This window comes from Kribbella sp. NPDC000426, from assembly GCF_040300265.1.
Lineage (GTDB): Bacteria > Actinomycetota > Actinomycetes > Propionibacteriales > Kribbellaceae > Kribbella.
Genome location: NZ_JBEPDK010000005.1, coordinates 596285 through 619863, shown reverse-complemented (window position 1 = coordinate 619863; position 23579 = coordinate 596285). Strand labels below are relative to the sequence as shown.

The window sequence follows — 23579 nt, the reverse complement described above, 5'->3', positions numbered from 1 at the left end:
ATCGTGCTCGACGTGAACTTCTTCGACGAGCTTCGGATCGGACTGGCGACCGCGGATGAGATCCGCCAGTGGTCGCACGGCGAGGTCAAGAAGCCGGAGACGATCAACTACCGGACGCTCAAGCCTGAGCGTGACGGCCTCTTCTGCGAGAAGATCTTTGGTCCCACCCGGGACTGGGAGTGCTACTGCGGCAAGTACAAGCGCGTTCGCTTCAAGGGCATCATCTGCGAGCGGTGTGGCGTCGAGGTCACCCGCTCCAAGGTGCGCCGGGAGCGGATGGGCCACATCGAGCTGGCCGCCCCGGTCACCCACATCTGGTACTTCAAGGGTGTCCCGTCGCGGCTCGGCTACCTGCTCGACCTCGCCCCGAAGGACCTGGAGAAGGTCATCTACTTCGCGGCGTACATGATCACCGACGTCGACGACGAGGCCCGGCACCGCGACCTGTCCTCGCTCGAGGGCCGGGTGGACGTGGAGCGCAAGCAGCTCGAGAACCGTCGTGACAACGACATCGAGCAGCGGATGAAGAAGCTCGAGGAGGACCTGGCGCAGCTCGAGGCCGAGGGCGCCAAGGCCGACGTACGCCGCAAGGTGAAGGAAGGCGCCGAGCGTGAGGTCAAGCAGCTGCGCGACCGTGCGCAGCGCGAGATCGACCGCCTCGACGAGGTCTGGACCCGGTTCAAGAACCTCAAGGTCCAGGACCTGGAGGGCGACGAGATCCTCTACCGCGCCATGAAGGAGCGGTTCGGCAAGTACTTCGAGGGCGCCATGGGTGCCGCCGCGATCCAGCGCCGGCTGGAGACCTTCGACCTGAAGGCCGAGGCGGACAACCTGCGCGAGACGATCAAGACCGGTAAGGGCCAGCGCAAGACGCGGGCGCTGAAGCGGCTCAAGGTCGTCACGGCGTTCCTGGCCACCAACAACAGCCCGATGGGCATGGTGCTCGACTGCGTCCCGGTGATCCCGCCGGACCTGCGGCCGATGGTTCAGCTCGACGGTGGCCGGTTCGCCACCTCGGACCTGAACGACCTGTACCGCCGGGTGATCAACCGGAACAACCGGCTCAAGCGGCTGCTCGACCTGGGCGCGCCGGAGATCATCGTCAACAACGAGAAGCGGATGCTGCAGGAGGCCGTCGACGCGCTGTTCGACAACGGCCGCCGCGGTCGTCCGGTCACCGGCCCGGGCAACCGGCCGCTGAAGTCGCTGTCCGACATGCTCAAGGGCAAGCAGGGTCGGTTCCGTCAGAACCTGCTGGGCAAGCGCGTCGACTACTCGGGCCGTTCGGTCATCGTGGTCGGCCCGCAGCTGAAGCTGCACCAGTGCGGTCTGCCGAAGGCGATGGCGCTGGAGCTGTTCAAGCCGTTCGTGATGAAGCGGCTGGTCGACCTCAACCACGCGCAGAACATCAAGTCCGCCAAGCGGATGGTCGAGCGTCAGCGCGCCCAGGTCTGGGACGTGCTGGAAGAGGTCATCACCGAGCACCCGGTTCTGCTCAACCGTGCACCAACCCTGCACCGGCTGGGTATCCAGGCGTTCGAGCCGCAGCTGATCGAGGGCAAGGCGATCCAGATCCACCCGCTCGTCTGCTCCGCGTTCAACGCGGACTTCGACGGTGACCAGATGGCGGTGCACCTGCCGCTGTCGGCCGAGGCGCAGGCCGAGGCCCGGATCCTGATGCTGTCGACCAACAACATCCTGAAGCCGGCCGACGGCCGTCCGGTCACGATGCCGACGCAGGACATGATCATCGGCATCTACTTCCTGACGATGCTGAAGGACGGCGCCAAGGGCGAGGGCCGGGCGTTCAGCTCGGTGGCCGAGGCGATCATGGCCTTCGACCGCCACGAGCTGTCGCTGCAGGCCAAGATCTCGCTGCGGCTGAGCGGATCGGCGGCCCCGGCCGACGCGATCGAGCTGGCCGACGGCGGCTTCGCGCTGGAGACCACGCTCGGCCGTGCGCTGTTCAACGAGGCGCTGCCGGCGGACTACCCGTTCGTCGACACCGAGGTGGGCAAGAAGCAGCTCGGCGGGATCGTCAACGACCTGGCGGAGCGGTACACCAAGGTCGAGGTCGCCCACGCCCTCGACGCGCTGAAGGACCTCGGTTACTACTGGTCCACCCGTTCCGGGGTGACCGTGTCGATCGACGACTTCAGCACGCCGCCGTCCAAGCCGGAGATCATGGCTCGGTACGAGGCCCAGGCCGAGAAGGTCCAGAAGCAGTTCGAGCGGGGTCTGATCACCTCGTCCGAGCGGCGTCAGGAGCTGATCGAGATCTGGACCGGCGCCAACGCCGAGGTCGGTAAGGCGATGGAGGAGAACTTCGCCAAGGACAACCCGATCTGGATGATGGTGCACTCCGGTGCGCGAGGCAACATGATGCAGATCCGGCAGATCTCCGGTATGCGTGGTCTGGTGGCCAACCCGAAGGGCGAGATCATTGCCCGGCCGATCAAGTCCAACTTCCGTGAGGGCCTGTCGGTGGTCGAGTACTTCATCGCCACCCACGGTGCGCGGAAGGGTCTGGCCGACACCGCGCTGCGGACCGCCGACTCGGGGTACCTGACCCGTCGTCTGGTGGACGTCTCGCAGGACGTGATCATCCGCGAGGAGGACTGCGGCACCGAGCGGGGCCTGCCGAAGCAGATCGGCGAGAAGGACCCGAGCGGCAAGGTCGTCCACGCCGAGAACGTCGAGACCAGCGCGTACGCGCGGACCCTGGCCACCGACGCCCTGGACGCCGACGGCAACGTCGTGCTCGCCGGCGGCGCCGACCTGGGCGACGTGTCGATCGCGAAGCTGGTCGCGGCCGGGATCGAGGAGGTCAAGGTCCGGTCGGTGCTCACCTGTGACGCGAAGACCGGTACCTGCGCGAAGTGCTACGGACGTTCGCTGGCGACCGGCAAGCCGGTCGACATCGGCGAGGCGGTCGGCATCATCGCGGCCCAGTCCATCGGTGAGCCGGGTACGCAGCTGACGATGCGTACCTTCCACACCGGTGGTGTCGCGGGTGATGACATCACCCACGGTCTGCCGCGTGTGGTCGAGCTGTTCGAGGCCCGCCAGCCCAAGGGCAAGGCGCCGATCTCGGAGGCCGCCGGCCGGATCTCGATCGAGGACACCGACAAGACCCGGAAGCTGGTGCTCACCCCGGACGACGGTTCCGAGGAGGTCGCCTACCCGGTGTCGAAGCGTGGCCGCCTGCTGATCGAAGAGGGTCAGCACGTCGAGGTCGGTCAGCAGCTGACGCAGGGTACGCCGGACCCGCAGGAGGTTCTGCGGATCCTGGGTGTCCGCAAGGCGCAGGAGCACCTGGTGGACGAGGTCCAGGAGGTGTACCGGTCGCAGGGTGTGGCCATCCACGACAAGCACATCGAGATCATCGTCCGGCAGATGCTGCGCCGGGTCACGGTGATCGAGTCGGGCGACGCCCAGCTGCTGCCGGGTGAGCTCGCGGACCGGATCATGTTCGAGGCGGAGAACCGCCGCGTCGTGGCCGAGGGCGGTACGCCGGCCTCGGGCCGTCCGGTGCTGATGGGTATCACCAAGGCCTCGCTGGCCACCGAGTCGTGGCTGTCGGCCGCCTCCTTCCAGGAGACGACCCGCGTCCTCACCGAGGCCGCGATCCACGGCAAGTCCGACTCGCTGGTCGGTCTGAAGGAGAACGTCATCATCGGCAAGCTGATCCCGGCCGGTACGGGCATGGACCGTTACCGCAACATCCGGGTGGAGCCCACCGAGGAGGCGAAGGCCGCGATGTACTCGATGGTCGGCTACGAGTCGTACGACTACGACTTCGGCCCGTCCTCGGGCCAGTCGGTCCCGCTCGACGACTTCGACCTCGGTTCCTACCAGAACTGATTCGAGTCACTCCGCCAAGGGCGGCACCCCATCCGGGGGTGCCGCCCTTGCGGCATTTGCGGGCCCTGACACGGGCGGTTGGAAAAGACACTCGGGGTGGCGGCTGAAAGTGTGCGCGGGATAGGCCAAGATTGGTGCATGACGGATCTGCCGGCCTACCTGCGGCCTTTCGTCCTGGGGGTTCTGGATGGTCCTGACGTACGTGTCGATCGCTTGGGGGAGATCGACCTGTACCGCCCGCCCGGGACCGCCCGAGGCGGTGCAATTCTCTTTGTGCACGGGGGTCCTGGACCCGCCGGTCTCGAGGTCATGCCCCGGGACTGGCCGGTCTACAACGGATATGCGACCGCGGCTGCCAGGCGTGGCCTGGTCGCGGCGGTTGTCGACCACAGCCTGATCCACGGACTCGACCGGCTGGTCGCGGCCGCGGACGAGGTGGAGGCCGCGGTCGGCGTACTGCGTTCGGATCCGCGGGTGGACCCTGATCGGGTCGGCCTGTGGTTCTTCTCCGGCGCCGGCCTGCTGGCCGGGGAGTGGCTGGACAGCCGCCCCGACTGGCTACGGTTCGTCGCCCTGACCTACCCCCTGCTCGCCACCCCGCCCGGTGTCGACGATTTGGTAACTGCTGCCGAGGTGATCGGCAAACACAAGGACCTGCCGGTATTGCTGACCAGAGCTGGACTCGAGCGTGAGGAGCTCGCCGGTCCGGTCGCGGAGTTCGTATCCGCGGGAGGCGCCGCGCTGGACATCATCGACGTACCGAAAGGGCACCACGGGTTCGACATGCTCGACCACACCGAAGAATCACGCGCCGCCGTCACCAAGGCTCTGGACTGGGCTATTGCCCACCTCGGCGAAGAGCCCGGCGACGACGGCAAGCTCCTCGTCCCACCACCCCCGGCCACCAAGAAGACGACCTCGACCCGGCGGACGACGGCCGCCGCCAAACCGGCCACAGCGGTCAAGGAGGCACCTGCCGGCCCCGCTACCCGGCAGACGCCACCCCCGGCCCCCAAGGCCACTCCAGCCCCTTCTGTAGCTCCTCCTGCAGCTCCCGTGCAGGCCCCGCTGGCCGACCTGGGGATGGCGACGGTCGCGGCCGTCACCGCCGACACCCCGGCCGCCCGCGTGGTCAGTCGCGAGCACGCCGCGTTCGACGCGCACGATCTCGAGGCGTTCCTGGCGATGTACTCGCCGACCGCGCGGATCCTGCTCGCCGACGGCACCGAACTGAAGGGCCGCCGGTTCCTGCGCGAGCACTACAGCCCGCGCTTCAACGCCGGCCAGTGCAAGACCGAGGTCGTCCAGCGACTGATGCTGGGGGAGTGGGTCGTCGAGCACGTCGTCTCGTACGACGACGGCGGTCCCACCCCGCAACTCGGCCTCTACCGCGTCACCGACGGCCTGATCACCGACGTCGAGTTCCGCGCCTGACCGGTGCTCGACCACCCCGCCGAGTTCGCCCGAGCGGCCGAGAATCTCTCGGCCGCCCTCGGCTGGGTAGATCCGGCGGCGGCTGCATGAGACGGTGATCCACTTGGTGGACGTGGTCCAGGCCGGTGTGGCTGCGGGGGAGCAGGTCGACGAGGGCCTGGCCGTCGTACCGCCCGCGATCGCGGCCGACGGGGTGGACGAGGTGTTCGGGGTGTTCCTGCCCCGGATGATGGCGCGCGGGTTCGCGCCGGTGGTCACCCGGCAGGTCGGCGTACGGGCCACCGACACCGGCGACGAATGGACGCTGAGCCCTGTGCAGCAAGGGGATCGGCAGCGGGTCGAGCGGGGCCGGGCGGTTGGGGAAGCGGTGTTGTCAGGGACTGCGGCGGAGATTGAGTTGTGCCTGTGGAAGCGTTTGCCGGGGAGCGTTCTGAGGGTCGACGGGGATGCGTCCGTGGCGAGCGATTTCCTCGCCGGCCGAGCCACTCCGTAGGCCTAGTACACTAGAAACGCGGAAGCGCCTCGACCGTGGTTGATTACTCATTTTGACCGTGCTTGAGGCACCCGCTAGTCTTAACGATCGTGCCCGGGGTCTTCCTTGGGCCGTCATGCGTGCCCCTCGTCCAACGGGTCGGGCCGCGTGGCACGGGACTTCTTGCCGACAGTCTTGAGATTAAGGCCTCGGTACGCCCGTGCGCACGCGACACACCCGACCGCGGGGGTCAGGCTAAGAGCAACAAACCCAGCCGGACGACAGAAAGAGACCCACGCGGTGCCCACCATTAACCAGCTGGTCCGCAAGGGCCGCCAGGACAAGGTGTCCAAGAACAAGACGCCGGCCCTGAAGGGTTCCCCTCAGCGTCGTGGTGTGTGCACGCGCGTCTACACGACCACGCCGAAGAAGCCGAACTCGGCGCTTCGTAAGGTTGCGCGTGTCCGCCTGACCAGCGGTATCGAGGTCACCGCCTACATTCCCGGCGTCGGCCACAACCTGCAGGAGCACTCGATCGTGCTCGTCCGCGGCGGCCGCGTGAAGGACCTCCCCGGTGTCCGGTACAAGATCATCCGCGGTTCGCTCGACACCCAGGGTGTGAAGAACCGGAAGCAGGCTCGCAGCCTCTACGGCGCGAAGAAGGAGAAGAGCTAATGCCGCGCAAGGGCCCGGCCCCGAAGCGCCCGGTCATCATCGACCCGGTCTACAGTTCGCCGCTCGTCACCCAGTTGATCTCGAAGATCCTGGTCGACGGCAAGAAGCAGATCGCGCAGAGCATCGTGTACAGCGCGCTCGAGGGCACTCGCACCAAGACCGGCACCGACCCGGTGATCACGCTGAAGCGTGCGCTGGACAACGTGAAGCCGAGCATCGAGGTGAAGAGCCGCCGCGTCGGTGGTGCCACCTACCAGGTGCCGATCGAGGTCAAGCCCGGCCGGTCCACCACGCTGGCGCTGCGCTGGCTGACGACGTACTCGCGGGCCCGTCGCGAGAAGACCATGTCCGAGCGGCTGATGAACGAGATCCTGGACGCGTCCAACGGTCTCGGTGCGTCAGTGAAGCGCCGCGAGGACACGCACAAGATGGCCGAAGCCAACAAGGCTTTCGCCCACTACCGCTGGTGATCCGGGGTCCGATCCGGACCCCAGTGCTCACCCCTTTGACGCAAGACAGAATCGAGAGGTAGACCACCGAGGTGGCCGTACAAATCACCACCGACCTGGCCAAGGTCCGCAACATCGGGATCATGGCCCACATCGACGCCGGCAAGACGACGACGACCGAGCGGATCCTCTTCTACACCGGTATCACCTACAAGATCGGTGAGGTCCACGACGGCGCCGCCACGATGGACTGGATGGAGCAGGAGCAGGAGCGCGGCATCACGATCACGTCCGCCGCGACGACCTGCACCTGGAAAGACCACACCATCAACATCATCGACACCCCCGGGCACGTCGACTTCACCGTCGAGGTGGAGCGCTCGCTGCGCGTCCTCGACGGCGCCGTCGCGGTGTTCGACGGTGTCGCCGGTGTCGAGCCGCAGTCCGAGACCGTATGGCGCCAGGCGGACCGGTACGGCGTGCCGCGGATCTGCTTCGTCAACAAGCTGGACCGGACCGGCGCGGAGTTCATGCGCTGTGTCGACATGATCGTCGACCGGCTGGCCGCGGTGCCGCTGGTGCTGCAGCTGCCGATCGGGGCCGAGGCCGACTTCATCGGCGTCGTCGACCTGGTCGGGATGCGCGCGCTGACCTGGCGCGGCGAGACCACGATGGGCGAGGACTACACCGTCGAGGAGATCCCGGCCACCCACACCGAGATCGCCGCCGAGTGGCGCGACAAGCTGATCGAGACGCTGGCCGAGGCCGACGACGAGATCATGGAGATGTACCTGGAGGGCGACGAGCCCACCCAGGAGCAGATCGTCGCGGGTATCCGGCGGGCGACCATCGCCAGCAAGCTGACCCCGGTGCTGACCGGCACGGCGTTCAAGAACAAGGGCGTCCAGCCGCTGCTCGACGCGATCAACGCCTACCTGCCGAGCCCGCTCGACGTCCCGGCCATCGAGGGCCACGACGTCAAGGACCCGGAGGCCGTCGTACTGCGCAAGCCGTCCGACGACGAGCCGTTCTCGGCGCTGGCGTTCAAGATCGCGGCCGACCCGCACCTGGGCAAGCTGACCTTCATCCGGGTGTACTCGGGCAAGCTCGAGACCGGCACCCAGGTGATGAACCCGACCAAGGGCCGCAAGGAGCGGATCGGCAAGATCTACCGCATGCACGCGAACAAGCGTGAGGAGATCGCGTCGATCGGCGCCGGCCACATCGTCGCCGTGATGGGCCTGAAGGACACCACCACCGGTGAGACGCTGTGCGACCCGGCCAAGCAGGTCGTGCTGGAGTCGATGCAGTTCCCGGCCCCGGTCATCTCGGTCGCCATCGAGCCCAAGTCGAAGGCCGACCAGGAGAAGCTGGGCGTCGCGATCCAGCGGCTCGCCGAGGAGGACCCGACCTTCCAGGTCCGGACCGACGAGGACACCGGCCAGACCATCATCGCCGGTATGGGCGAGCTGCACCTCGAGGTGCTGGTCGACCGGATGAAGCGCGAGTTCCGGGTCGAGGCGAACGTCGGCAAGCCGCAGGTGGCCTACCGCGAGACCATCAAGAAGAAGGTCGAGAAGGTCGACTACACGCACAAGAAGCAGACCGGTGGTTCGGGTCAGTTCGCGCGCGTGATCATCGACATCGAGCCGACTTCGGTCGAGGCCGGTGGTGAGGGCGGCTACGAGTTCGTCAACGCCGTCACCGGTGGCCGCATCCCCCGCGAGTACATCCCGTCGGTGGACGAGGGCGCCCAGGAGGCGATGGAGTTCGGCGTACTGGCCGGCTACCCGATGGTGGACGTCAAGGTGACGCTGCAGGACGGCGCCTACCACGACGTCGACTCCTCCGAGCTCGCGTTCAAGATCGCCGGTTCGATGGCGTTCAAGGACGCCGCCCGCCGGGCCACCCCGGTCATCCTCGAGCCGATGTTCGACGTCGAGGTGATCACCCCCGAGGACTACATGGGTGAAGTGATCGGCGACCTCAACTCCCGCCGTGGCCAGATCCAGTCCATGAACGAGGGTCCCGGCGGCAGCCGGGCGGTCAAGGCCCTGGTGCCGTTGTCCGAGATGTTCGGGTATGTCGGTGACCTGCGGTCGAAGACCCAGGGCCGCGCGTCCTACTCGATGCAGTTCGATTCCTACGCCGAGGTTCCGAAGAACGTGGCGGAAGAGATCATCAAGAAGGCCCGGGGCGAGTAACCTCTCGCTCCTGACCACCACACCCCAAGCGCGTCGGCGTACGGCGTAGTCAACATTTATCTAGGAGGGCCCCAGTGGCGAAGGCGAAGTTCGAGCGGACTAAGCCGCACGTCAACATCGGCACCATCGGTCACATCGACCACGGTAAGACCACTCTTACCGCGGCGATCACCAAGGTGCTGCACGACAAGTACCCGAACCTCAACGAGGCGTCGGCCTTCGATCAGATCGACAAGGCGCCCGAAGAGCGTCAGCGCGGTATCACCATCTCCATCGCGCACGTCGAGTACCAGACCGAGGCCCGGCACTACGCCCACGTCGACTGCCCGGGTCACGCGGACTACATCAAGAACATGATCACCGGTGCGGCCCAGATGGACGGTGCGATCCTGGTCGTCGCCGCCACCGACGGCCCGATGCCGCAGACGCGTGAGCACGTGCTGCTCGCCCGTCAGGTCGGCGTGCCGGCGATGGTCGTCGCGCTGAACAAGTGCGACATGGTCGACGACGAGGAGATCCTGGAGCTCGTCGAGCTCGAGGTCCGCGAGCTGCTCTCGGAGCAGGAGTTCGACGGCGACAACGCGCCGATCGTGCGGGTTGCCGCGCACCCGGCGCTGCAGGGCGACGCCAAGTGGGGCGAGTCGATCATCGAGCTGATGGACGCGGTCGACTCCTACATCCCGCAGCCGGAGCGCGAGGTCGACAAGCCGTTCCTGATGCCGGTCGAGGATGTCTTCACCATCACCGGTCGCGGTACGGTCATCACCGGCCGGATCGAGCGCGGTGTGGTCAAGATCAACGAGACCGTCGACATCGTCGGCATCCGTCCGGAGAAGCAGACCACCACGGTCACCGGTATCGAGATGTTCCGCAAGCTGCTCGACGAGGGCCAGGCCGGTGAGAACGTCGGTCTGCTGCTTCGTGGCACGAAGCGCGAGGACGTCGAGCGCGGCATGGTTGTCATCAAGCCGGGCACCACGACCCCGCACACCAACTTCGAGGCCTCGGTCTACATCCTCTCGAAGGAGGAGGGCGGCCGGCACACGCCGTTCTTCCAGAACTACCGTCCGCAGTTCTACTTCCGGACCACGGACGTCACCGGCGTGGTCACGCTGCCCGAGGGCACCGAGATGGTCATGCCGGGCGACAACACCGACATGTCGGTCGAGCTGATCCAGCCGATCGCCATGGAGGAGGGTCTGAAGTTCGCGATCCGTGAAGGTGGCCGCACCGTCGGCGCCGGCCGGGTCACCAAGATCCTCAAGTGATCTCACGAGGTCCGCGGGACTCGCAGTCTGAGCCCCGCGGACCTCTGCTTTGCGCCTGATCCGGCGCTCAGGTGGTTCCGGATCAGGCGTGGAGCCACCCGATTGGCGTTCAGGCGCCGATCGATGGCACAATATTCAGGTTGCTCAGGCGAGGCCGCCGGGGCGCGCCCCAGATCCTTCCGATCTGGCTGGTGCGCCGGACCGGAGACCATGCCGAGGTTCCGGTCCGAGACCGGGCCCCGATCACCATCCCAGGTCGAAGAAGCGGTGGGTCACGCGCGTGCCGCGTACGCGACACACCCGACCGCGGGGGTCGGAGCAACGCACCGAAAGACGATAGAGAAGGACGAAGCGAAGCGATGGCGGGACAGAAGATCCGCATCCGGCTGAAGGCCTACGACCACGAGGTCATCGACAGCTCGGCACGCAAGATTGTCGACACGGTGACGCGTACTGGTGCGAAGGTTGCTGGCCCGGTGCCGTTGCCGACGGAAAAGAACGTGTTCTGCGTCATCCGCTCGCCGCACAAGTACAAGGACAGCCGCGAGCACTTCGAGATGCGCACCCACAAGCGGCTCATCGACATCATCGACCCCACGCCGAAGACCGTCGACTCGCTGATGCGTCTCGACCTGCCGGCCGGCGTCGACATCGAGATCAAGCTCTGAGGGACGCGAACAACCAATGAGCATTTCCAAGAACACGCGCGGTCTGCTGGGCACCAAGCTCGGCATGACCCAGACCTGGGACGAGAACAACCGTGTCGTCCCCGTCACCGTGATCCAGGCGGGGCCGTGTGTCGTCACCGGCGTCCGCACCGCGGACCGGGACGGCTACGACGGCGTCCAGATCGCCTTCGGCGACATCGACCCGCGCAAGGTGACCAAGCCCCTGCGCGGCCACTTCGACAAGGCCGGCGTGACGCCGCGGCGCCACCTGCTGGAGCTGCGCACCGCCGACGCCAGCGAGTACACGCTGGGCCAGGAGATCAAGGCCGAGGCCTTCGAGGCCGGTGAGCGGGTCGACGTTTCCGCCACCAGCAAGGGCAAGGGTTTCGCCGGTGTCATGAAGCGCCACGGCTTCGGCGGTCTGCGGGCCACCCACGGTGTGCACAAGAAGCACCGTTCGCCGGGCTCCATCGGCGGCTGCGCCACCCCGGGCCGGGTTTTCAAGGGTCTGCGGATGGCCGGCCGGATGGGCGGCGAGCAGGTCACCACGCAGAACATCTCCGTGCACGCGATCGACACCGACCGCGGCCTGATCCTGCTGAAGGGTGCGGTTCCCGGCCCCAAGGGCGGCCTCGTGCTGATCCGCAACGCCGCGAAGGGAGCTGCGAAGTGAGCACCGTCGACGTCGTCGCCGTGAAGGGCGACAAGGTCAGCAAGAAGGGTTCCGCCGAGCTTCCGGCCGAGCTGTTCGACGTCCAGGTCAACGTGCCGCTGATCCACCAGGTCGTGGTGGCCCAGCTGGCCGCGGCCCGGCAGGGTACGCACAAGGCGAAGTCCCGGGGCGAGGTGTCCGGCGGTGGCGCCAAGCCGTACCGCCAGAAGGGCACCGGTCGCGCCCGTCAGGGTTCGACCCGCGCGCCGCAGTTCACCGGCGGTGGCGTCGTCCACGGCCCGGTGCCGCGTGACTACAGCCAGCGGACCCCGAAGAAGATGATCGCCGCCGCGCTCCGCGGCTCGCTGTCGGACCGGGCCCGCGACGGCCGCGTGTTCGTCGTCGAGAGCTTCGTGGACGGCGACAAGCCCTCCACCAAGTCGGCGCTGAACGTGCTCTCCCAGGTCACCGACCCGGGTAAGGCGCTGGTCGTGGTCGACCGCGCCGACGAGCTCACCTGGCTGAGCCTGCGCAACGTGCAGCACGTGCACCTGATCGCGGCCGACCAGCTCAACGCGTACGACGTGCTGTGCAGCGACGCGGTGGTGTTCACCAAGAGCGCCCTCGACTCGTTCGTCGCCGGCGCGCCCAAGGGCAAGTCCGTCAAGGCCGTCGCCACGTCGACTGAGGCCGAGGAGGTAGAGGCATGAGCCACGGAGTCAACAAGGACCCCCGTGACGTGCTGCGCCGGCCGGTCGTGAGCGAGAAGAGCTACGGCCTGCTGGACGAGCAGAAGTACACGTTCGAGGTCGACCCGGACGCCAACAAGACCGAGATCAAGCTCGCGGTCGAGAAGGTCTTCAAGGTCAAGGTCGCCGACGTCAACACGCTGAACCGCAAGGGCAAGCGCCGCCGGACCCGCAGTGGCTTCGGCAAGCGGCCCGACACCAAGCGGGCGATCGTGACCCTCAAGGGTGACGACCGCATCGATATCTTCGGAGGCCAGTCGTAATGGGAATCCGCAAGTACAAGCCGACGACCCCGGGCCGCCGTGGCTCGAGTGTGGCCGACTTCGTCGAGCTCACCCGTTCGACCCCCGAGAAGTCGCTGCTGCGTCCGCTGCCCAAGAAGGGCGGCCGGAACAACTCCGGCAAGATCACCACCCGGCACCACGGTGGCGGTCACAAGCGGGCGTACCGGCTGATCGACTTCAAGCGGTACGACAAGGACGGCGTGCCGGCCAAGGTCGCGCACATCGAGTACGACCCGAACCGCACCGCGCGGATCGCGCTGCTGCACTACGTGGACGGCGAGAAGCGCTACATCCTCGCCCCGTCGAACCTGCAGCAGGGCACGGTCGTCGAGAACGGCCCGGCCGCGGACATCAAGGTCGGCAACAACCTGCCGCTGCGCAACATCCCGGTCGGTTCCACGATCCACGCGGTCGAGCTGCGGCCGGGCGGCGGCGCCAAGATGGCCCGCTCCGCCGGTTCCAGCATCCAGCTGGTCGCGAAGGAAGGCCGGATGGCCACCCTGCGGATGCCGTCCGGCGAGGTCCGGATGGTCGACGTGCGCTGCCGCGCCACCCTCGGTGAGGTCGGCAACGGCGAGCAGTCGAACATCAACTGGGGCAAGGCGGGCCGGATGCGCTGGAAGGGCAAGCGCCCGACCGTCCGCGGTGTCGCGATGAACCCGGTCGACCACCCGCACGGTGGTGGTGAGGGTAAGACCTCGGGTGGTCGCCACCCGGTGTCCCCGTGGGGTCAGCCTGAGGGCCGCACCCGCACCCGCAAGGAAAGCGACCGCATGATCGTCCGGCGCCGCAAGGCCGGCAAGAAGCGCTGATAGGAGCCGGCCAGAATGCCACGCAGCCTGAAGAAGGGCCCGTTCGTCGACCACCACCTCGCGAAGAAGGTGGAGGTGCAGAACGAGAAGGGCACCAAGAACGTCATCAAGACCTGGTCCCGCCGATCGATGATCGTGCCGGACATGATCGGCCACACGATTGCGGTGCACGACGGCCGCAAGCACGTGCCGGTGTTCGTGACGGACGCGATGGTCGGGCACAAGCTCGGCGAGTTCGCACCGACCCGGACGTTCAAGGGTCACGAGAAGGACGACCGGAAGTCACGGCGTCGCTGATCCTCAGGGACAGTGACGAAGCGAAAGCAACCTACGGAGAGATTCGAACATCATGAGCGTTCAAGAGCGTAGGGCGATCAGCGCCCGTCGCGAGAGCCTGCTGGGCGAGCAGCCCGGGGCCTTCGCGGTCGCGCGCTTCGTCCGCGTGACGCCGATGAAGGCGCGCCGCGTGGGTGATCTGGTGCGCGGTCTGGGCGTCGACGACGCACTCGCCACTCTGAAGTTCGCCCCGCAGGCCGCTGCCGCGACCGTGTACAAGGTCGTCGACAGCGCCGCGGCGAACGCCGAGGGCACCGAGCACCTGAGCCGGGCCGACCTGGTCGTGGCCAAGGTCCTCGTGGACGAGGGTCCGACGCTGAAGCGTCACCGCCCGCGTGCGCAGGGCCGGGCCACCCGGATCGACAAGCGGACCAGCCACATCACCATCGTGGTCACCCCGCGCGTCACCGACGAGCCGGTCGAGAAGGCCCCGGCCAAGAAGACGGCCGCCAAGAAGTCCGCGGACACCGCGGACACGGCGAAGAAGGCCCCCGCCAAGAAGACGGCCAAGAAGGCCGCCGACAAGGCAGAGGCCGCCGAGAAGCCGGCCAAGAAGGCGACCGCCAAGAAGTCGGCCGCCAAGAAGGCCACCGCTGAGAAGAAGGAGTCCTGACGTGGGACAGAAGGTAAACCCGCACGGGTTCCGTCTCGGCATCAGCACCGACCACAAGAGCCGTTGGTACGCCGACAAGCTGTACAAGGACTACGTGGGCGAGGACGTCAAGATCCGCCGCCTGCTGAGCAAGGGCATGGAGCGCGCCGGCATCTCCCGCGTGGAGATCGAGCGCACCCGTGACCGGGTCCGGGTCGACATCCACACCGCCCGTCCGGGCATCGTGATCGGCCGCCGTGGCGCCGAGGCGGACCGCATCCGCGGCTCGCTGGAGGAGCTCACCGGCAAGCAGGTGCAGCTGAACATCCTCGAGGTGAAGAACTCCGAGGTCGACGCGCAGCTGGTCGCACAGGGTGTGGCCGAGCAGCTGTCCGGCCGCGTGGCGTTCCGCCGCGCGATGCGCAAGGCGATGCAGACCACCATGCGTGGCGGCGCCCTGGGCATCCGGATCCAGTGCTCCGGCCGGCTCGGTGGCGCGGAAATGTCGCGGTCGGAGTTCTACCGCGAGGGCCGCGTCCCGCTGCACACGCTGCGGGCCGACATCGACTACGGCTTCTACGAAGCCCGGACGACCTTCGGCCGGATCGGCGTGAAGGTCTGGATCTACAAGGGCGACGTCGCCGGTACCCGCGCCGAGCGGGAGGCGCAGGCCGCTGCCCGCGCCGCCACCCAGCAGCGTGGCCGTCCGGCCCGTCGTGACGGTGGCGACCGCGGCGACCGTGGTGGTCGCGGTGGAGACCGTGGCGGCCGTGGCGGCCGTGGCGACGACCGTCGGGACAACGCGCGCAACAACAACGCGGCTCCGGCCGCCGAGGCTGCTGCGCCGGCTGCCGACAAGGCCGCCGAGACGACCGGAACGGAGAGCTGACCGATGCTCATCCCCCGCAAGGTCAAGCACCGCAAGCAGCACCACCCCAAGCGGACCGGTGCTGCCAAGGGCGGTACGACGCTCGCCTTCGGTGAGTTCGGCATCCAGGCCCTGGAGAGCCACTACGTCACCAACCGGCAGATCGAGGCCGCGCGTATCGCGATGACCCGGCACATCAAGCGTGGCGGCAAGGTGTGGATCAACATCTACCCGGACCGTCCGCTGACCAAGAAGCCTGCCGAGACCCGGATGGGTTCCGGTAAGGGTTCGCCGGAGTGGTGGATCGCCAACGTCAAGGCCGGTCGCGTGCTGTTCGAGCTCTCCGGCGTACCGGAGGACATCGCTCGCGAGGCGATGCGCCGCGCGATCCACAAGTTGCCGATGAAGTGCCGCTTCATCTCCCGAGAGGCAGGTGAGAACTGATGGCTACCCTGACCGCCGCCGAGCTGCGGAACCTCGGGCGGGACGAGCTGATGACCAAGCTCGGTGAAGCCAAGGAGGAGCTGTTCAACCTCCGGTTCCAGGCTGCCACGGGCCAGCTGGAGTCCCACGGCCGGCTGCGCGCCGTCCGCAAGGACATCGCCCGCATCTACACGGTGCTGTCCGAGCGTGCGCTCGGTATCACCGAGGAGGTCGACGCCCCGGTCGCCGAGGCGGAGGCCGACGAGACTGCGGACGACAGTGAGAAGGCCAACGCATGACCGAGAACGTGAAGGACGAGACCGTGAGCACGACCCCCGAGGCGCGAGGCCGCCGCAAGACCCGTGAGGGTCTGGTGCTGAGCGACAAGATGGACAAGACCGTCACCGTCGAGGTCGAGGACCGGGTCAAGCACAAGCTGTACGGCAAGGTCATTCGCCGGACCAGCAAGCTCAAGGCGCACGACGAGCAGAACGCTGCCGGTATCGGCGACCGCGTCCTCCTGATGGAGACCCGGCCGCTGTCGGCGACCAAGCGCTGGCGCGTCGTCGAGATTCTCGAGAAGGCCAAGTAGCTGTTCCCGTCCGCACCGGCAACCCAGGTGCGATCGGCAACCATTCGAAATTATTCGTTCCGCAAGGCTCACGGACGTGAGAACCAGCGAGACAACCAGGAGATCAACAGATGATCCAGCAGGAGTCGCGACTGAAGGTCGCCGACAACACGGGTGCCAAGGAGATCTTGTGCATCCGCGTTCTCGGTGGCTCCGGTCGGCGCTACGCCGGTGTCGGTGACACGATCGTCGCCACCGTCAAGGACGCGATCCCCGGCGGTGGTGTGAAGAAGGGTGACGTCGTGAAGGCGGTCGTCGTGCGGACCGTGAAGGAGCGCCGGCGTCCGGACGGCTCCTACATCCGCTTCGACGAGAACGCCGCGGTGATCCTGAAGGCCGACGGTGAGCCGCGCGGCACCCGTATCTTCGGGCCGGTCGGCCGGGAGCTGCGGGAGAAGCGCTTCATGAAGATCATCTCGCTCGCGCCGGAGGTGCTCTGAGATGGCCCAGCAGAAGAAGCTGCACGTGAAGAAGGGCGATCAGGTTCGTGTGATCGCCGGTAAGTCCAAGGGCCTCGAGGGCAAGATCATCCAGGTCTTCCCCGACGACGAGAAGGTCATCGTCGAGGGCGTCAACCGGGTGAAGAAGCACACCAAGGTGCAGCAGGCCCAGCGCGGCGGCACCACCGGTGGCATCGTCACCCAGGAAGCCCCGATCCACGTCTCGAACGTGGCGCTTCTGGTCGAGGTCGAGAAGGACGGCAAGAAGCAGAAGGTGACCACCCGCGTCGGCTACAACCGCGTCGAGGTGCAGAAGCGCCGGCCGGACGGTTCGACGTACACCGGTTTCCGGAGCGTCCGGATCGCTCGGAAGACCGGCGAGGAGATCTGATGACCACCGCAGTATCGGAGAACAAGGTCCAGCCGCGGCTGAAGACGAAGTACCGCGAGGAGATCGTCGGCAAGCTGCAGGACGAGTTCCACTACGCCAACGTCATGCAGGTGCCCGGGCTCACCAAGATCGTGGTGAACATGGGCGTCGGCGAGGCGGCGCGTGACTCCAAGCTGATCGAGGGCGCGGTGAAGGACCTGGCCGCGATCACCGGCCAGAAGGCCCAGGTCACCAAGGCCCGTAAGTCGATCGCGCAGTTCAAGCTGCGCGAGGGGATGCCGATCGGCGCCCACGTGACGCTGCGCGGCGACCGGATGTGGGAGTTCCTGGACCGGCTGCTGGCGCTCGCGCTGCCCCGGATCCGCGACTTCCGCGGTCTGTCCCCGAAGCAGTTCGACGGCACCGGGAACTACACCTTCGGTCTGACCGAGCAGGTGATGTTCCACGAGATCAACCAGGACCGCATCGACCGGGTCCGGGGTATGGACATCACCGTGGTGACCACCGCGAAGAACGACGACGAGGGTCGGGCCCTGCTGCGGGCGCTCGGCTTCCCGTTCAAGGAGAACTGACGTGGCGAAGACAGCACTCAAGGTCAAGCAGGCCCGGAAGCCGAAGTTCGCGGTGCGTGGCTACACGCGCTGCCAGCGCTGCGGCCGGCCGAAGGCGGTCTTCCGCAAGTTCGGCCTGTGCCGGATCTGCCTGCGGGAGATGGCGCACCGGGGCGAGCTGCCCGGTGTGACCAAGTCCAGCTGGTGACCGTCTCCACCCCCGAACTTCTCCCCATTCACCATCTAGTCACCGTAGGTCGCCGAACGGCGAAACCACGGCGGGAAAGAGGCCCCAGGCCATGACGATGACCGACCCGATCGCAGACATGTTGACGCGTCTGCGGAACGCCAACCAGGCGTACCACGAGTCGACCGCGATGCCGTACAGCAAGATCAAGCAGGGTATCGCCGACATTCTCCAGCAGGAGGGCTACATCGCCTCCTACAAGGTGGAGGAGCCCAAGGAGGGCGCCGTCGGCAAGACCCTGATCGTGGACCTCAAGTTCGGCCCGAGCCGGGAGCGCTCCATTGCGGGCGTACGCCGGATCAGCAAGCCGGGCCTGCGGGTCTACGCGAAGTCGACCAGCCTGCCCAAGGTCCTCGGTGGCCTGGGCGTCGCGATCATCTCGACGTCCCAGGGACTGCTGACCGACCGTCAGGCCAAGAACAAGGGCGTCGGCGGGGAAGTCCTCGCCTACGTCTGGTGACGAAGAACCGGAAGGAGGACCACTGAAATGTCTCGCATCGGTAAGCTCCCGGTCACGGTCCCGTCCGGCGTCGACGTCACGATCGACGGCCAGACGGTCACTGTGAAGGGTCCGAAGGGTCAGCTGTCGCACGTCGTCGCTGAGCCGATCGCGGTCAACCGCGACGAGGACGGCGCGATCGCCGTCACCCGTCCGGACGACCAGCGCAAGAGCAAGGAACTGCACGGTCTGTCCCGCACCCTGATCGCCAACCTGGTGACCGGAGTGACGGACGGCTACGAGAAGAAGCTCGAGATCGTCGGCGTCGGGTACCGCGTCCTGTCCAAGGGACCGACCCAGCTGGAGGTCTCGCTCGGGTACAGCCACACCATCACGGTGGACGCGCCGGAAGGCATCACGTTCAACGTGGAGGCGCCGACCCGGTTCTCGGTGATCGGCATCGACAAGCAGTCGGTCGGTGAGGTCGCCGCCAACATCCGCAAGCTGCGTAAGCCCGAGCCGTACAAGGGCAAGGGTGTGCGGTACGCCGGCGAGCAGGTGCGCCGCAAGGTCGGAAAGGCTGGTAAGTAACCCATGGCGATCGGACTGCGTCCGCACAAGCACTCCGCCAAGAAGACGGCTTCCCGGCTGCGTCGGCAGATCCGGGTCCGGAAGAAGATCAGCGGCACGGCCGACCGGCCGCGGCTGGTGGTCACCAAGTCCTCGAGGCACCTGTTCGTTCAGGTCATCGACGACGTGGCCGGCAAGACGCTGGTCTCCGCCTCCACCATGGAGGCCGACCTGCGCGGCGCCGAGGCCAACAAGACCGACAAGGCCAAGACCGTCGGCGGCCTGATCGCCGACCGCGCCAAGGCTGCCGGGATCGACTCGGTCGTGTTCGACCGGGCCGGGAACAAGTACCAGGGCCGCATCGCAGCCCTGGCCGACGCCGCCCGCGAGGGCGGGCTCGGGTTCTGACATGGCGACGTACAAGGAAGAGGGTAGTTCGAAATGAGCGGAGGCCAGCAGCGTCGCGGAGGCGGCGCCGGTGGTGAGCGCCGTGGCCGCGACGGTGGTCGCGGTCAGCAGGCGGACAAGACCGCCTACATCGAGCGCGTGGTAGCCATCAACCGTGTCGCCAAGGTCGTGAAGGGTGGTCGTCGCTTCAGCTTCACCGCCCTCGTGGTCGTCGGTGACGGTGAAGGCACCGTCGGTGTGGGTTACGGCAAGGCCAAGGAGGTGCCCGCGGCGATCGCCAAGGGTGTCGAGGAGGCCAAGAAGGCGTTCTTCAAGGTGCCGCGGATCCAGGGCACCATCCCGCACCCGGTCCAGGGCGAGAAGGCCGCAGGCGTTGTGATGCTGCGTCCGGCCGCTCCCGGTACCGGTGTGATCGCGGGTGGCTCGGCGCGCGCAGTGCTGGAGTGCGCCGGGATCCACGACATCCTGAGCAAGTCGCTGGGCTCGTCCAACTCCATCAACGTGGTGCACGCCACCGTTGAGGCGTTGCGCAGCCTGGAGACCCCGGAGGCCGTGGCCGCGCGCCGTGGCCTGCCGGTCGAGGACGTCGCTCCGGCGGCCCTGCTGAAGGCCCGGGCGGAGGTCGCATCCTGATGGCACGCCTGAAGGTGACCCAGACCAAGTCCGGCATCGGTGGCAAGCAGAACCAGCGCGACACGCTGCGCACCCTGGGCGTCAAGCGGATCGGCGACACCGCCGTCCACGAGGACAAGCCCGAGGTTCGCGGCATGGTCCGCACGGTTCGCCACCTCATCACCGTCGAAGAGGTTGACTGATATGGCGCTCAAGGTTCATCACCTGCGTCCGGCGCCCGGAGCCAAGACCGCCAAGACCCGCGTGGGTCGTGGTGAGGGCAGCAAGGGCAAGACGGCCGGCCGCGGTACCAAGGGCAGCAAGGCCCGTAACAACATCCCCGAGTGGTTCGAGGGTGGCCAGATGCCGCTGCACATGCGGCTCCCGAAGCTGAAGGGCTTCAAGAGCAGGAACCGGGTGGAGTTCCAGGTCGTTAACCTGGACAAGCTCGGACAACTGTTCCCCGAAGGTGGCGAGGTCGGCGTGGCCGAACTGGTCGCCAAGGGCGCGGTCCGTCGCGGTCAGCCGGTCAAGGTACTGGGTGACGGCGAACTGACCGTGGCACTGCAGGTCTCGGCTCACAAGTTCTCCAAGTCCGCCACGGACAAGATCCAGGCGGCTGGGGGGACCACGACCGAGGTGTGACACGTGGTCCAGGGCTCGTAACGCCCGGTGCTTGATATCCTGCGCCGGTCGGACGAGCCCTGGCTCGTCTCTTGCCCAGCGGCTTAGCTAGGCCCCTGCCGTGCCCGCGGCAAGGGAAACTTGTGGGAGGACAGGGTGTTAGGCGCCTTTGCCAACGCGTTCAAGACTCCGGACCTGCGCCGGAAGATCTTGTTCGTGCTCTTCATCGTCGTGATCTTCCGGATCGGCTCCGTCGTACCGGCACCCGGCGTCAACGTTCAGTCTCTGCACACGTGTATCAAGATCTCCCAGGGTGGCCAGAACGCCAACCTGTACAACTTGATCAACCTGTTCTCCGGCGGAGCACTGCTGCAGCTCGCGATCTTCGCGCTCGGCATCATGCCGTACATCACCGCCAGCATCATTCTGCAGCTGCTCACCGTGGTGATCCCGCGGTTGGAGTCGCTGAAGAAGGAGGGCCAGGCGGGACAGGCCAAGATCACCCAGTACACCCGGTTCCTGACCGTCGGTCTGGCGATCCTGCAGTCGACCGCGTTCGTGGCGCTCGCCCGGACCCCGGGCCGGCTGTTCCAGGGCTGCACCGAGCCGCTGCTGTACAAGGACGACTGGTTCACCGTCAGCGTGATGGTGCTGACGATGACCGCGGGCACCGGCGTGATCATGTGGCTCGGTGAGCTGATCACCGACCGCGGCGTCGGCAACGGTATGTCGATCCTGATCTTCACCCAGATCGTCGCCACCTTCCCGACCCAGCTGTGGAGCATCCGCAAGCAGAAGGGCGTCACCACGTTCGTCGTGGTGATCGCGATCGGGTTGGTCATCATGGCCGCGGTCATCTTCATCGAGCAGGCCCAGCGCCGGATCCCGGTCCAGTACGCCAAGCGGATGGTCGGCCGGAAGATGTTCGGCGGTACGTCGACGTACATCCCGCTGAAGGTCAACCAGGCCGGCGTCATCCCGGTGATCTTCGCGTCCAGCCTGCTGTATCTCCCCGTTCTGGTCAGTCAGTTCCAGCAAGGCAAGGGCTGGTCGAACTGGATCCAGGGCAACTTGGTCAAGGGCGACCACCCGATCTACATGGTGACGTACGTCGCCCTGATCATCTTCTTCACGTACTTCTACGTCTCGATCACCTTCAACCCGAAGGAGGTCGCGGACAACATGAAGAAGTACGGCGGCTTCATCCCCGGGATCCGGGCGGGTCGGCCGACCGAGGAATACCTCAAGTACGTGTTGGACCGCATCACGCTGCCCGGCGCGATCTACCTCGCGGCGATCTCGATGATCCCGCTGGTCGCTCTCGTCCTGCTGAACGCGAACCAGAACTTCCCCTTCGGCGGTACGTCGATCCTGATCATGGTCGGCGTCGGTCTGGACACGGTGAAGCAGATCGAGTCTCAGCTGCAGCAGCGAAACTACGAAGGGTTCCTGCGCTGATGAGAATGTTGCTGATGGGTCCGCCCGGGGCGGGCAAGGGCACGCAGGCAAAGGTGCTTGCGGACCGCCTGAATATCCCGGCCGTGTCCACCGGCGACATCTTCCGTGCGAACGTGAAGGACGAGACACCGCTGGGCGTCGAGGCCAAGCGGTACATGGATGCCGGCGACTACGTCCCGGACGAGGTCACGAACTCGATGGTGCGTGACCGGCTGTCCGAGGCCGACGCCGGCGAAGGCTTCCTGCTCGACGGGTACCCGCGGACGCTGGCCCAGGTGGGCACGCTGGACGAGATCCTGGCCGACCACGGCCACAAGCTGGACGCCGTGGTCGCGCTGGTCGCCGATATCGACGTACTCGTCGAGCGGATGACCAAGCGGGCGCACATCGAAGGCCGGACCGACGACTCCGAGGAGGTCGTCCGGCACCGGCAGGACGTCTACACCGCCGAGACCAAGCCGCTGCTGCAGGTGTACGCCGAGCGCGGCCTGCTGGTGGAGGTCGACGGTGTCGGCGAGATCGACGAAGTGAGCGAGCGGGTGCTCGCCGCGCTCAAGACCGTGACCGAGTAAGACCGTCACCGAGTAAGTAAGGCGAGATGTTCAGGGACCGCGGAATCGAGATCAAGACCCGCGAGCAGATTCTGGCGATGCGCAAGGCCGGCCTGGTGGTCGGCCGCACGCTGGAGTTGCTCCGCGGGCAGGTCAAGGCCGGGATCAGCACCGGCGAGCTGGACGCGATCGCCGAGGACAACATCCGGTCCTCCGGCGCGACCCCGTCGTTCAAGGGGTACCACGGCTTCACCGGCTCGATCTGCGCGTCGGTGAACGACGAGATCGTGCACGGCATCCCGGGCGGCCGGGTGCTGGCCGACGGTGACCTGATCTCGATCGACTGCGGTGCGATCGTCGACGGCTGGCACGGCGACGCCGCGATCACCGTCGGTGTCGGCGAGGTCGCGGACGAGCTGCTCGAGCTGGCCCGGATCTGCGCGGAGTCGATGTGGCGTGGGTTCGCCGCGGCGCGGCTCGGCGGGCGGTTGACAGATATCTCGGCGGCGATCGAGGGACATGTCCGCGCCAACTCGTCGTACGGAATCGTCGAGGACTTCGTCGGGCACGGGATCGGCTCGGCCATGCACCAGCCGCCGAACGTGCCGAACTTCGGCCGCCCGGGCCGCGGCCCGAAGCTGGTCGAGGGGATGGCGCTCGCCGTCGAGCCGATGCTCACCCTGGGCAAGCAGGACAACCACACGCTCGAGGACGACTGGACGGTCGTCACCGACGACGGCCGGTCGGCCGCACACACCGAGCACACGTTCACTCTCACTCCGCAAGGACCGTGGGTGCTGACCGCGATCGACGGCGGCGAGTCCGAACTCGCCGAGCTCGGCGTGAAGTTCGGCCCCCTGGCCGACTGACGGACCCCATGGGTCCACCCGTCGGGGGACGCGGAGCG

General features: G+C 67.0%; 31 protein-coding genes. All 31 read left to right on the top strand.

All coding sequences use genetic code 11. The annotated features are described in order from the left end of the window. Positions 1–3: 3 nt before the first annotated feature. Positions 4–3864 carry a DNA-directed RNA polymerase subunit beta' gene (locus ABT313_RS27160; RefSeq protein WP_350859576.1) on the top strand — a complete coding sequence of 1287 codons (3861 nt, stop codon included), beginning with the start codon at positions 4–6 and terminating at the stop codon, positions 3862–3864. A 309-nt stretch (positions 3865–4173) separates the two neighbouring features. Continuing rightward, on the top strand, positions 4174–5298 hold the full coding sequence (locus ABT313_RS27155; RefSeq protein WP_350859574.1) for a nuclear transport factor 2 family protein: 1125 nt from the start codon (positions 4174–4176) through the stop codon (positions 5296–5298). Between the two features lie 94 nt (positions 5299–5392). After that, positions 5393–5791, top strand: coding sequence for a hypothetical protein (locus tag ABT313_RS27150; protein WP_350859572.1), 399 nt, complete (start codon positions 5393–5395; stop codon positions 5789–5791). A gap of 279 nt (positions 5792–6070) precedes the next feature. Beyond that, positions 6071–6445, top strand: a complete 375-nt coding sequence (rpsL, locus tag ABT313_RS27145; protein ID WP_130384649.1) for a 30S ribosomal protein S12 — start codon at positions 6071–6073, stop codon at positions 6443–6445. Then, the gene (gene rpsG / locus ABT313_RS27140) at positions 6445–6915 is read left to right on the top strand and encodes a 30S ribosomal protein S7 (RefSeq protein ID WP_131286359.1); all 471 of its coding nucleotides are present in this window, start codon (positions 6445–6447) and stop codon (positions 6913–6915) included. Before rpsL ends, rpsG begins: the two co-directional genes overlap by 1 nt. A 122-nt stretch (positions 6916–7037) precedes the next feature. Beyond that, positions 7038–9098, top strand: coding sequence for an elongation factor G (gene fusA, locus ABT313_RS27135; RefSeq protein WP_502884027.1), 2061 nt, complete (start codon positions 7038–7040; stop codon positions 9096–9098). A gap of 74 nt (positions 9099–9172) precedes the next feature. Beyond that, positions 9173–10366 carry an elongation factor Tu gene (gene tuf / locus ABT313_RS27130; RefSeq protein WP_137258644.1) on the top strand — a complete coding sequence of 398 codons (1194 nt, stop codon included), beginning with the start codon at positions 9173–9175 and terminating at the stop codon, positions 10364–10366. 359 nt (positions 10367–10725) lie between these two features. Continuing rightward, complete coding sequence (rpsJ, locus tag ABT313_RS27125; RefSeq protein ID WP_012923688.1) at positions 10726–11034, top strand: 30S ribosomal protein S10; 309 nt, start codon at positions 10726–10728, stop codon at positions 11032–11034. A 16-nt stretch (positions 11035–11050) separates the two neighbouring features. Further along, positions 11051–11707, top strand: a complete 657-nt coding sequence (gene rplC, locus ABT313_RS27120; RefSeq protein ID WP_502884023.1) for a 50S ribosomal protein L3 — start codon at positions 11051–11053, stop codon at positions 11705–11707. After that, a complete protein-coding gene (rplD, locus tag ABT313_RS27115) occupies positions 11704–12396 on the top strand; it encodes a 50S ribosomal protein L4 (protein WP_350859562.1) in 693 nt (230 codons plus the stop codon). The genes rplC and rplD overlap by 4 nt, the downstream gene beginning before the upstream one ends. Further along, positions 12393–12698, top strand: a complete 306-nt coding sequence (rplW, locus tag ABT313_RS27110) for a 50S ribosomal protein L23 (protein ID WP_130441500.1) — start codon at positions 12393–12395, stop codon at positions 12696–12698. The genes rplD and rplW overlap by 4 nt, the downstream gene beginning before the upstream one ends. Continuing rightward, positions 12698–13531: a 50S ribosomal protein L2 gene (gene rplB, locus ABT313_RS27105; protein ID WP_130441498.1), complete on the top strand. Its 834-nt coding sequence runs from the start codon at positions 12698–12700 to the stop codon at positions 13529–13531. The genes rplW and rplB overlap by 1 nt, the downstream gene beginning before the upstream one ends. A gap of 15 nt (positions 13532–13546) precedes the next feature. Further along, positions 13547–13828, top strand: a complete 282-nt coding sequence (gene rpsS / locus ABT313_RS27100) for a 30S ribosomal protein S19 (RefSeq protein ID WP_130441496.1) — start codon at positions 13547–13549, stop codon at positions 13826–13828. A 52-nt stretch (positions 13829–13880) separates the two neighbouring features. Further along, on the top strand, positions 13881–14480 hold the full coding sequence (rplV, locus tag ABT313_RS27095) for a 50S ribosomal protein L22 (RefSeq protein WP_350859557.1): 600 nt from the start codon (positions 13881–13883) through the stop codon (positions 14478–14480). A 1-nt stretch (position 14481) separates the two neighbouring features. Continuing rightward, the gene (gene rpsC / locus ABT313_RS27090) at positions 14482–15348 is read left to right on the top strand and encodes a 30S ribosomal protein S3 (protein ID WP_350859554.1); all 867 of its coding nucleotides are present in this window, start codon (positions 14482–14484) and stop codon (positions 15346–15348) included. Between the two features lie 3 nt (positions 15349–15351). Beyond that, the gene (rplP, locus tag ABT313_RS27085) at positions 15352–15771 is read left to right on the top strand and encodes a 50S ribosomal protein L16 (RefSeq protein ID WP_350859551.1); all 420 of its coding nucleotides are present in this window, start codon (positions 15352–15354) and stop codon (positions 15769–15771) included. After that, positions 15771–16049 (top strand): 50S ribosomal protein L29, encoded by a 279-nt coding sequence (gene rpmC / locus ABT313_RS27080; protein WP_130441488.1) that lies wholly within the window; start codon positions 15771–15773, stop codon positions 16047–16049. Before rplP ends, rpmC begins: the two co-directional genes overlap by 1 nt. After that, the gene (rpsQ, locus tag ABT313_RS27075) at positions 16046–16342 is read left to right on the top strand and encodes a 30S ribosomal protein S17 (RefSeq protein WP_350859548.1); all 297 of its coding nucleotides are present in this window, start codon (positions 16046–16048) and stop codon (positions 16340–16342) included. The genes rpmC and rpsQ overlap by 4 nt, the downstream gene beginning before the upstream one ends. A 110-nt stretch (positions 16343–16452) precedes the next feature. Beyond that, entirely contained in the window at positions 16453–16821 is a 369-nt protein-coding gene (gene rplN / locus ABT313_RS27070) for a 50S ribosomal protein L14 (RefSeq protein ID WP_012923677.1), read from the top strand. Position 16822: 1 nt separating this feature from the next. Then, positions 16823–17212, top strand: a complete 390-nt coding sequence (gene rplX, locus ABT313_RS27065) for a 50S ribosomal protein L24 (RefSeq protein WP_134107184.1) — start codon at positions 16823–16825, stop codon at positions 17210–17212. Next, positions 17212–17784, top strand: coding sequence for a 50S ribosomal protein L5 (rplE, locus tag ABT313_RS27060; RefSeq protein WP_350859543.1), 573 nt, complete (start codon positions 17212–17214; stop codon positions 17782–17784). Before rplX ends, rplE begins: the two co-directional genes overlap by 1 nt. A gap of 1 nt (position 17785) precedes the next feature. Continuing rightward, the gene (locus tag ABT313_RS27055) at positions 17786–17971 is read left to right on the top strand and encodes a type Z 30S ribosomal protein S14 (protein WP_012923674.1); all 186 of its coding nucleotides are present in this window, start codon (positions 17786–17788) and stop codon (positions 17969–17971) included. Positions 17972–18062: 91 nt separating this feature from the next. Then, the gene (gene rpsH, locus ABT313_RS27050; RefSeq protein WP_134107189.1) at positions 18063–18470 is read left to right on the top strand and encodes a 30S ribosomal protein S8; all 408 of its coding nucleotides are present in this window, start codon (positions 18063–18065) and stop codon (positions 18468–18470) included. A 27-nt stretch (positions 18471–18497) separates the two neighbouring features. Next, complete coding sequence (gene rplF / locus ABT313_RS27045) at positions 18498–19040, top strand: 50S ribosomal protein L6 (protein WP_350859538.1); 543 nt, start codon at positions 18498–18500, stop codon at positions 19038–19040. A 3-nt stretch (positions 19041–19043) separates the two neighbouring features. Beyond that, positions 19044–19427: a 50S ribosomal protein L18 gene (rplR, locus tag ABT313_RS27040; RefSeq protein ID WP_350859535.1), complete on the top strand. Its 384-nt coding sequence runs from the start codon at positions 19044–19046 to the stop codon at positions 19425–19427. A 33-nt stretch (positions 19428–19460) separates the two neighbouring features. Continuing rightward, on the top strand, positions 19461–20060 hold the full coding sequence (rpsE, locus tag ABT313_RS27035) for a 30S ribosomal protein S5 (RefSeq protein WP_141854793.1): 600 nt from the start codon (positions 19461–19463) through the stop codon (positions 20058–20060). Beyond that, positions 20060–20242, top strand: coding sequence for a 50S ribosomal protein L30 (rpmD, locus tag ABT313_RS27030; protein ID WP_350859532.1), 183 nt, complete (start codon positions 20060–20062; stop codon positions 20240–20242). The genes rpsE and rpmD overlap by 1 nt, the downstream gene beginning before the upstream one ends. A gap of 1 nt (position 20243) precedes the next feature. Further along, a complete protein-coding gene (rplO, locus tag ABT313_RS27025; protein ID WP_130441472.1) occupies positions 20244–20684 on the top strand; it encodes a 50S ribosomal protein L15 in 441 nt (146 codons plus the stop codon). 135 nt (positions 20685–20819) lie between these two features. Next, positions 20820–22121, top strand: a complete 1302-nt coding sequence (secY, locus tag ABT313_RS27020) for a preprotein translocase subunit SecY (RefSeq protein WP_350859529.1) — start codon at positions 20820–20822, stop codon at positions 22119–22121. Then, positions 22121–22693, top strand: coding sequence for an adenylate kinase (locus tag ABT313_RS27015; protein ID WP_198681520.1), 573 nt, complete (start codon positions 22121–22123; stop codon positions 22691–22693). Before secY ends, ABT313_RS27015 begins: the two co-directional genes overlap by 1 nt. Before the next feature lie 26 nt (positions 22694–22719). Then, on the top strand, positions 22720–23541 hold the full coding sequence (gene map, locus ABT313_RS27010; protein ID WP_350859525.1) for a type I methionyl aminopeptidase: 822 nt from the start codon (positions 22720–22722) through the stop codon (positions 23539–23541). The last annotated feature ends 38 nt before the right edge of the window (positions 23542–23579 follow it).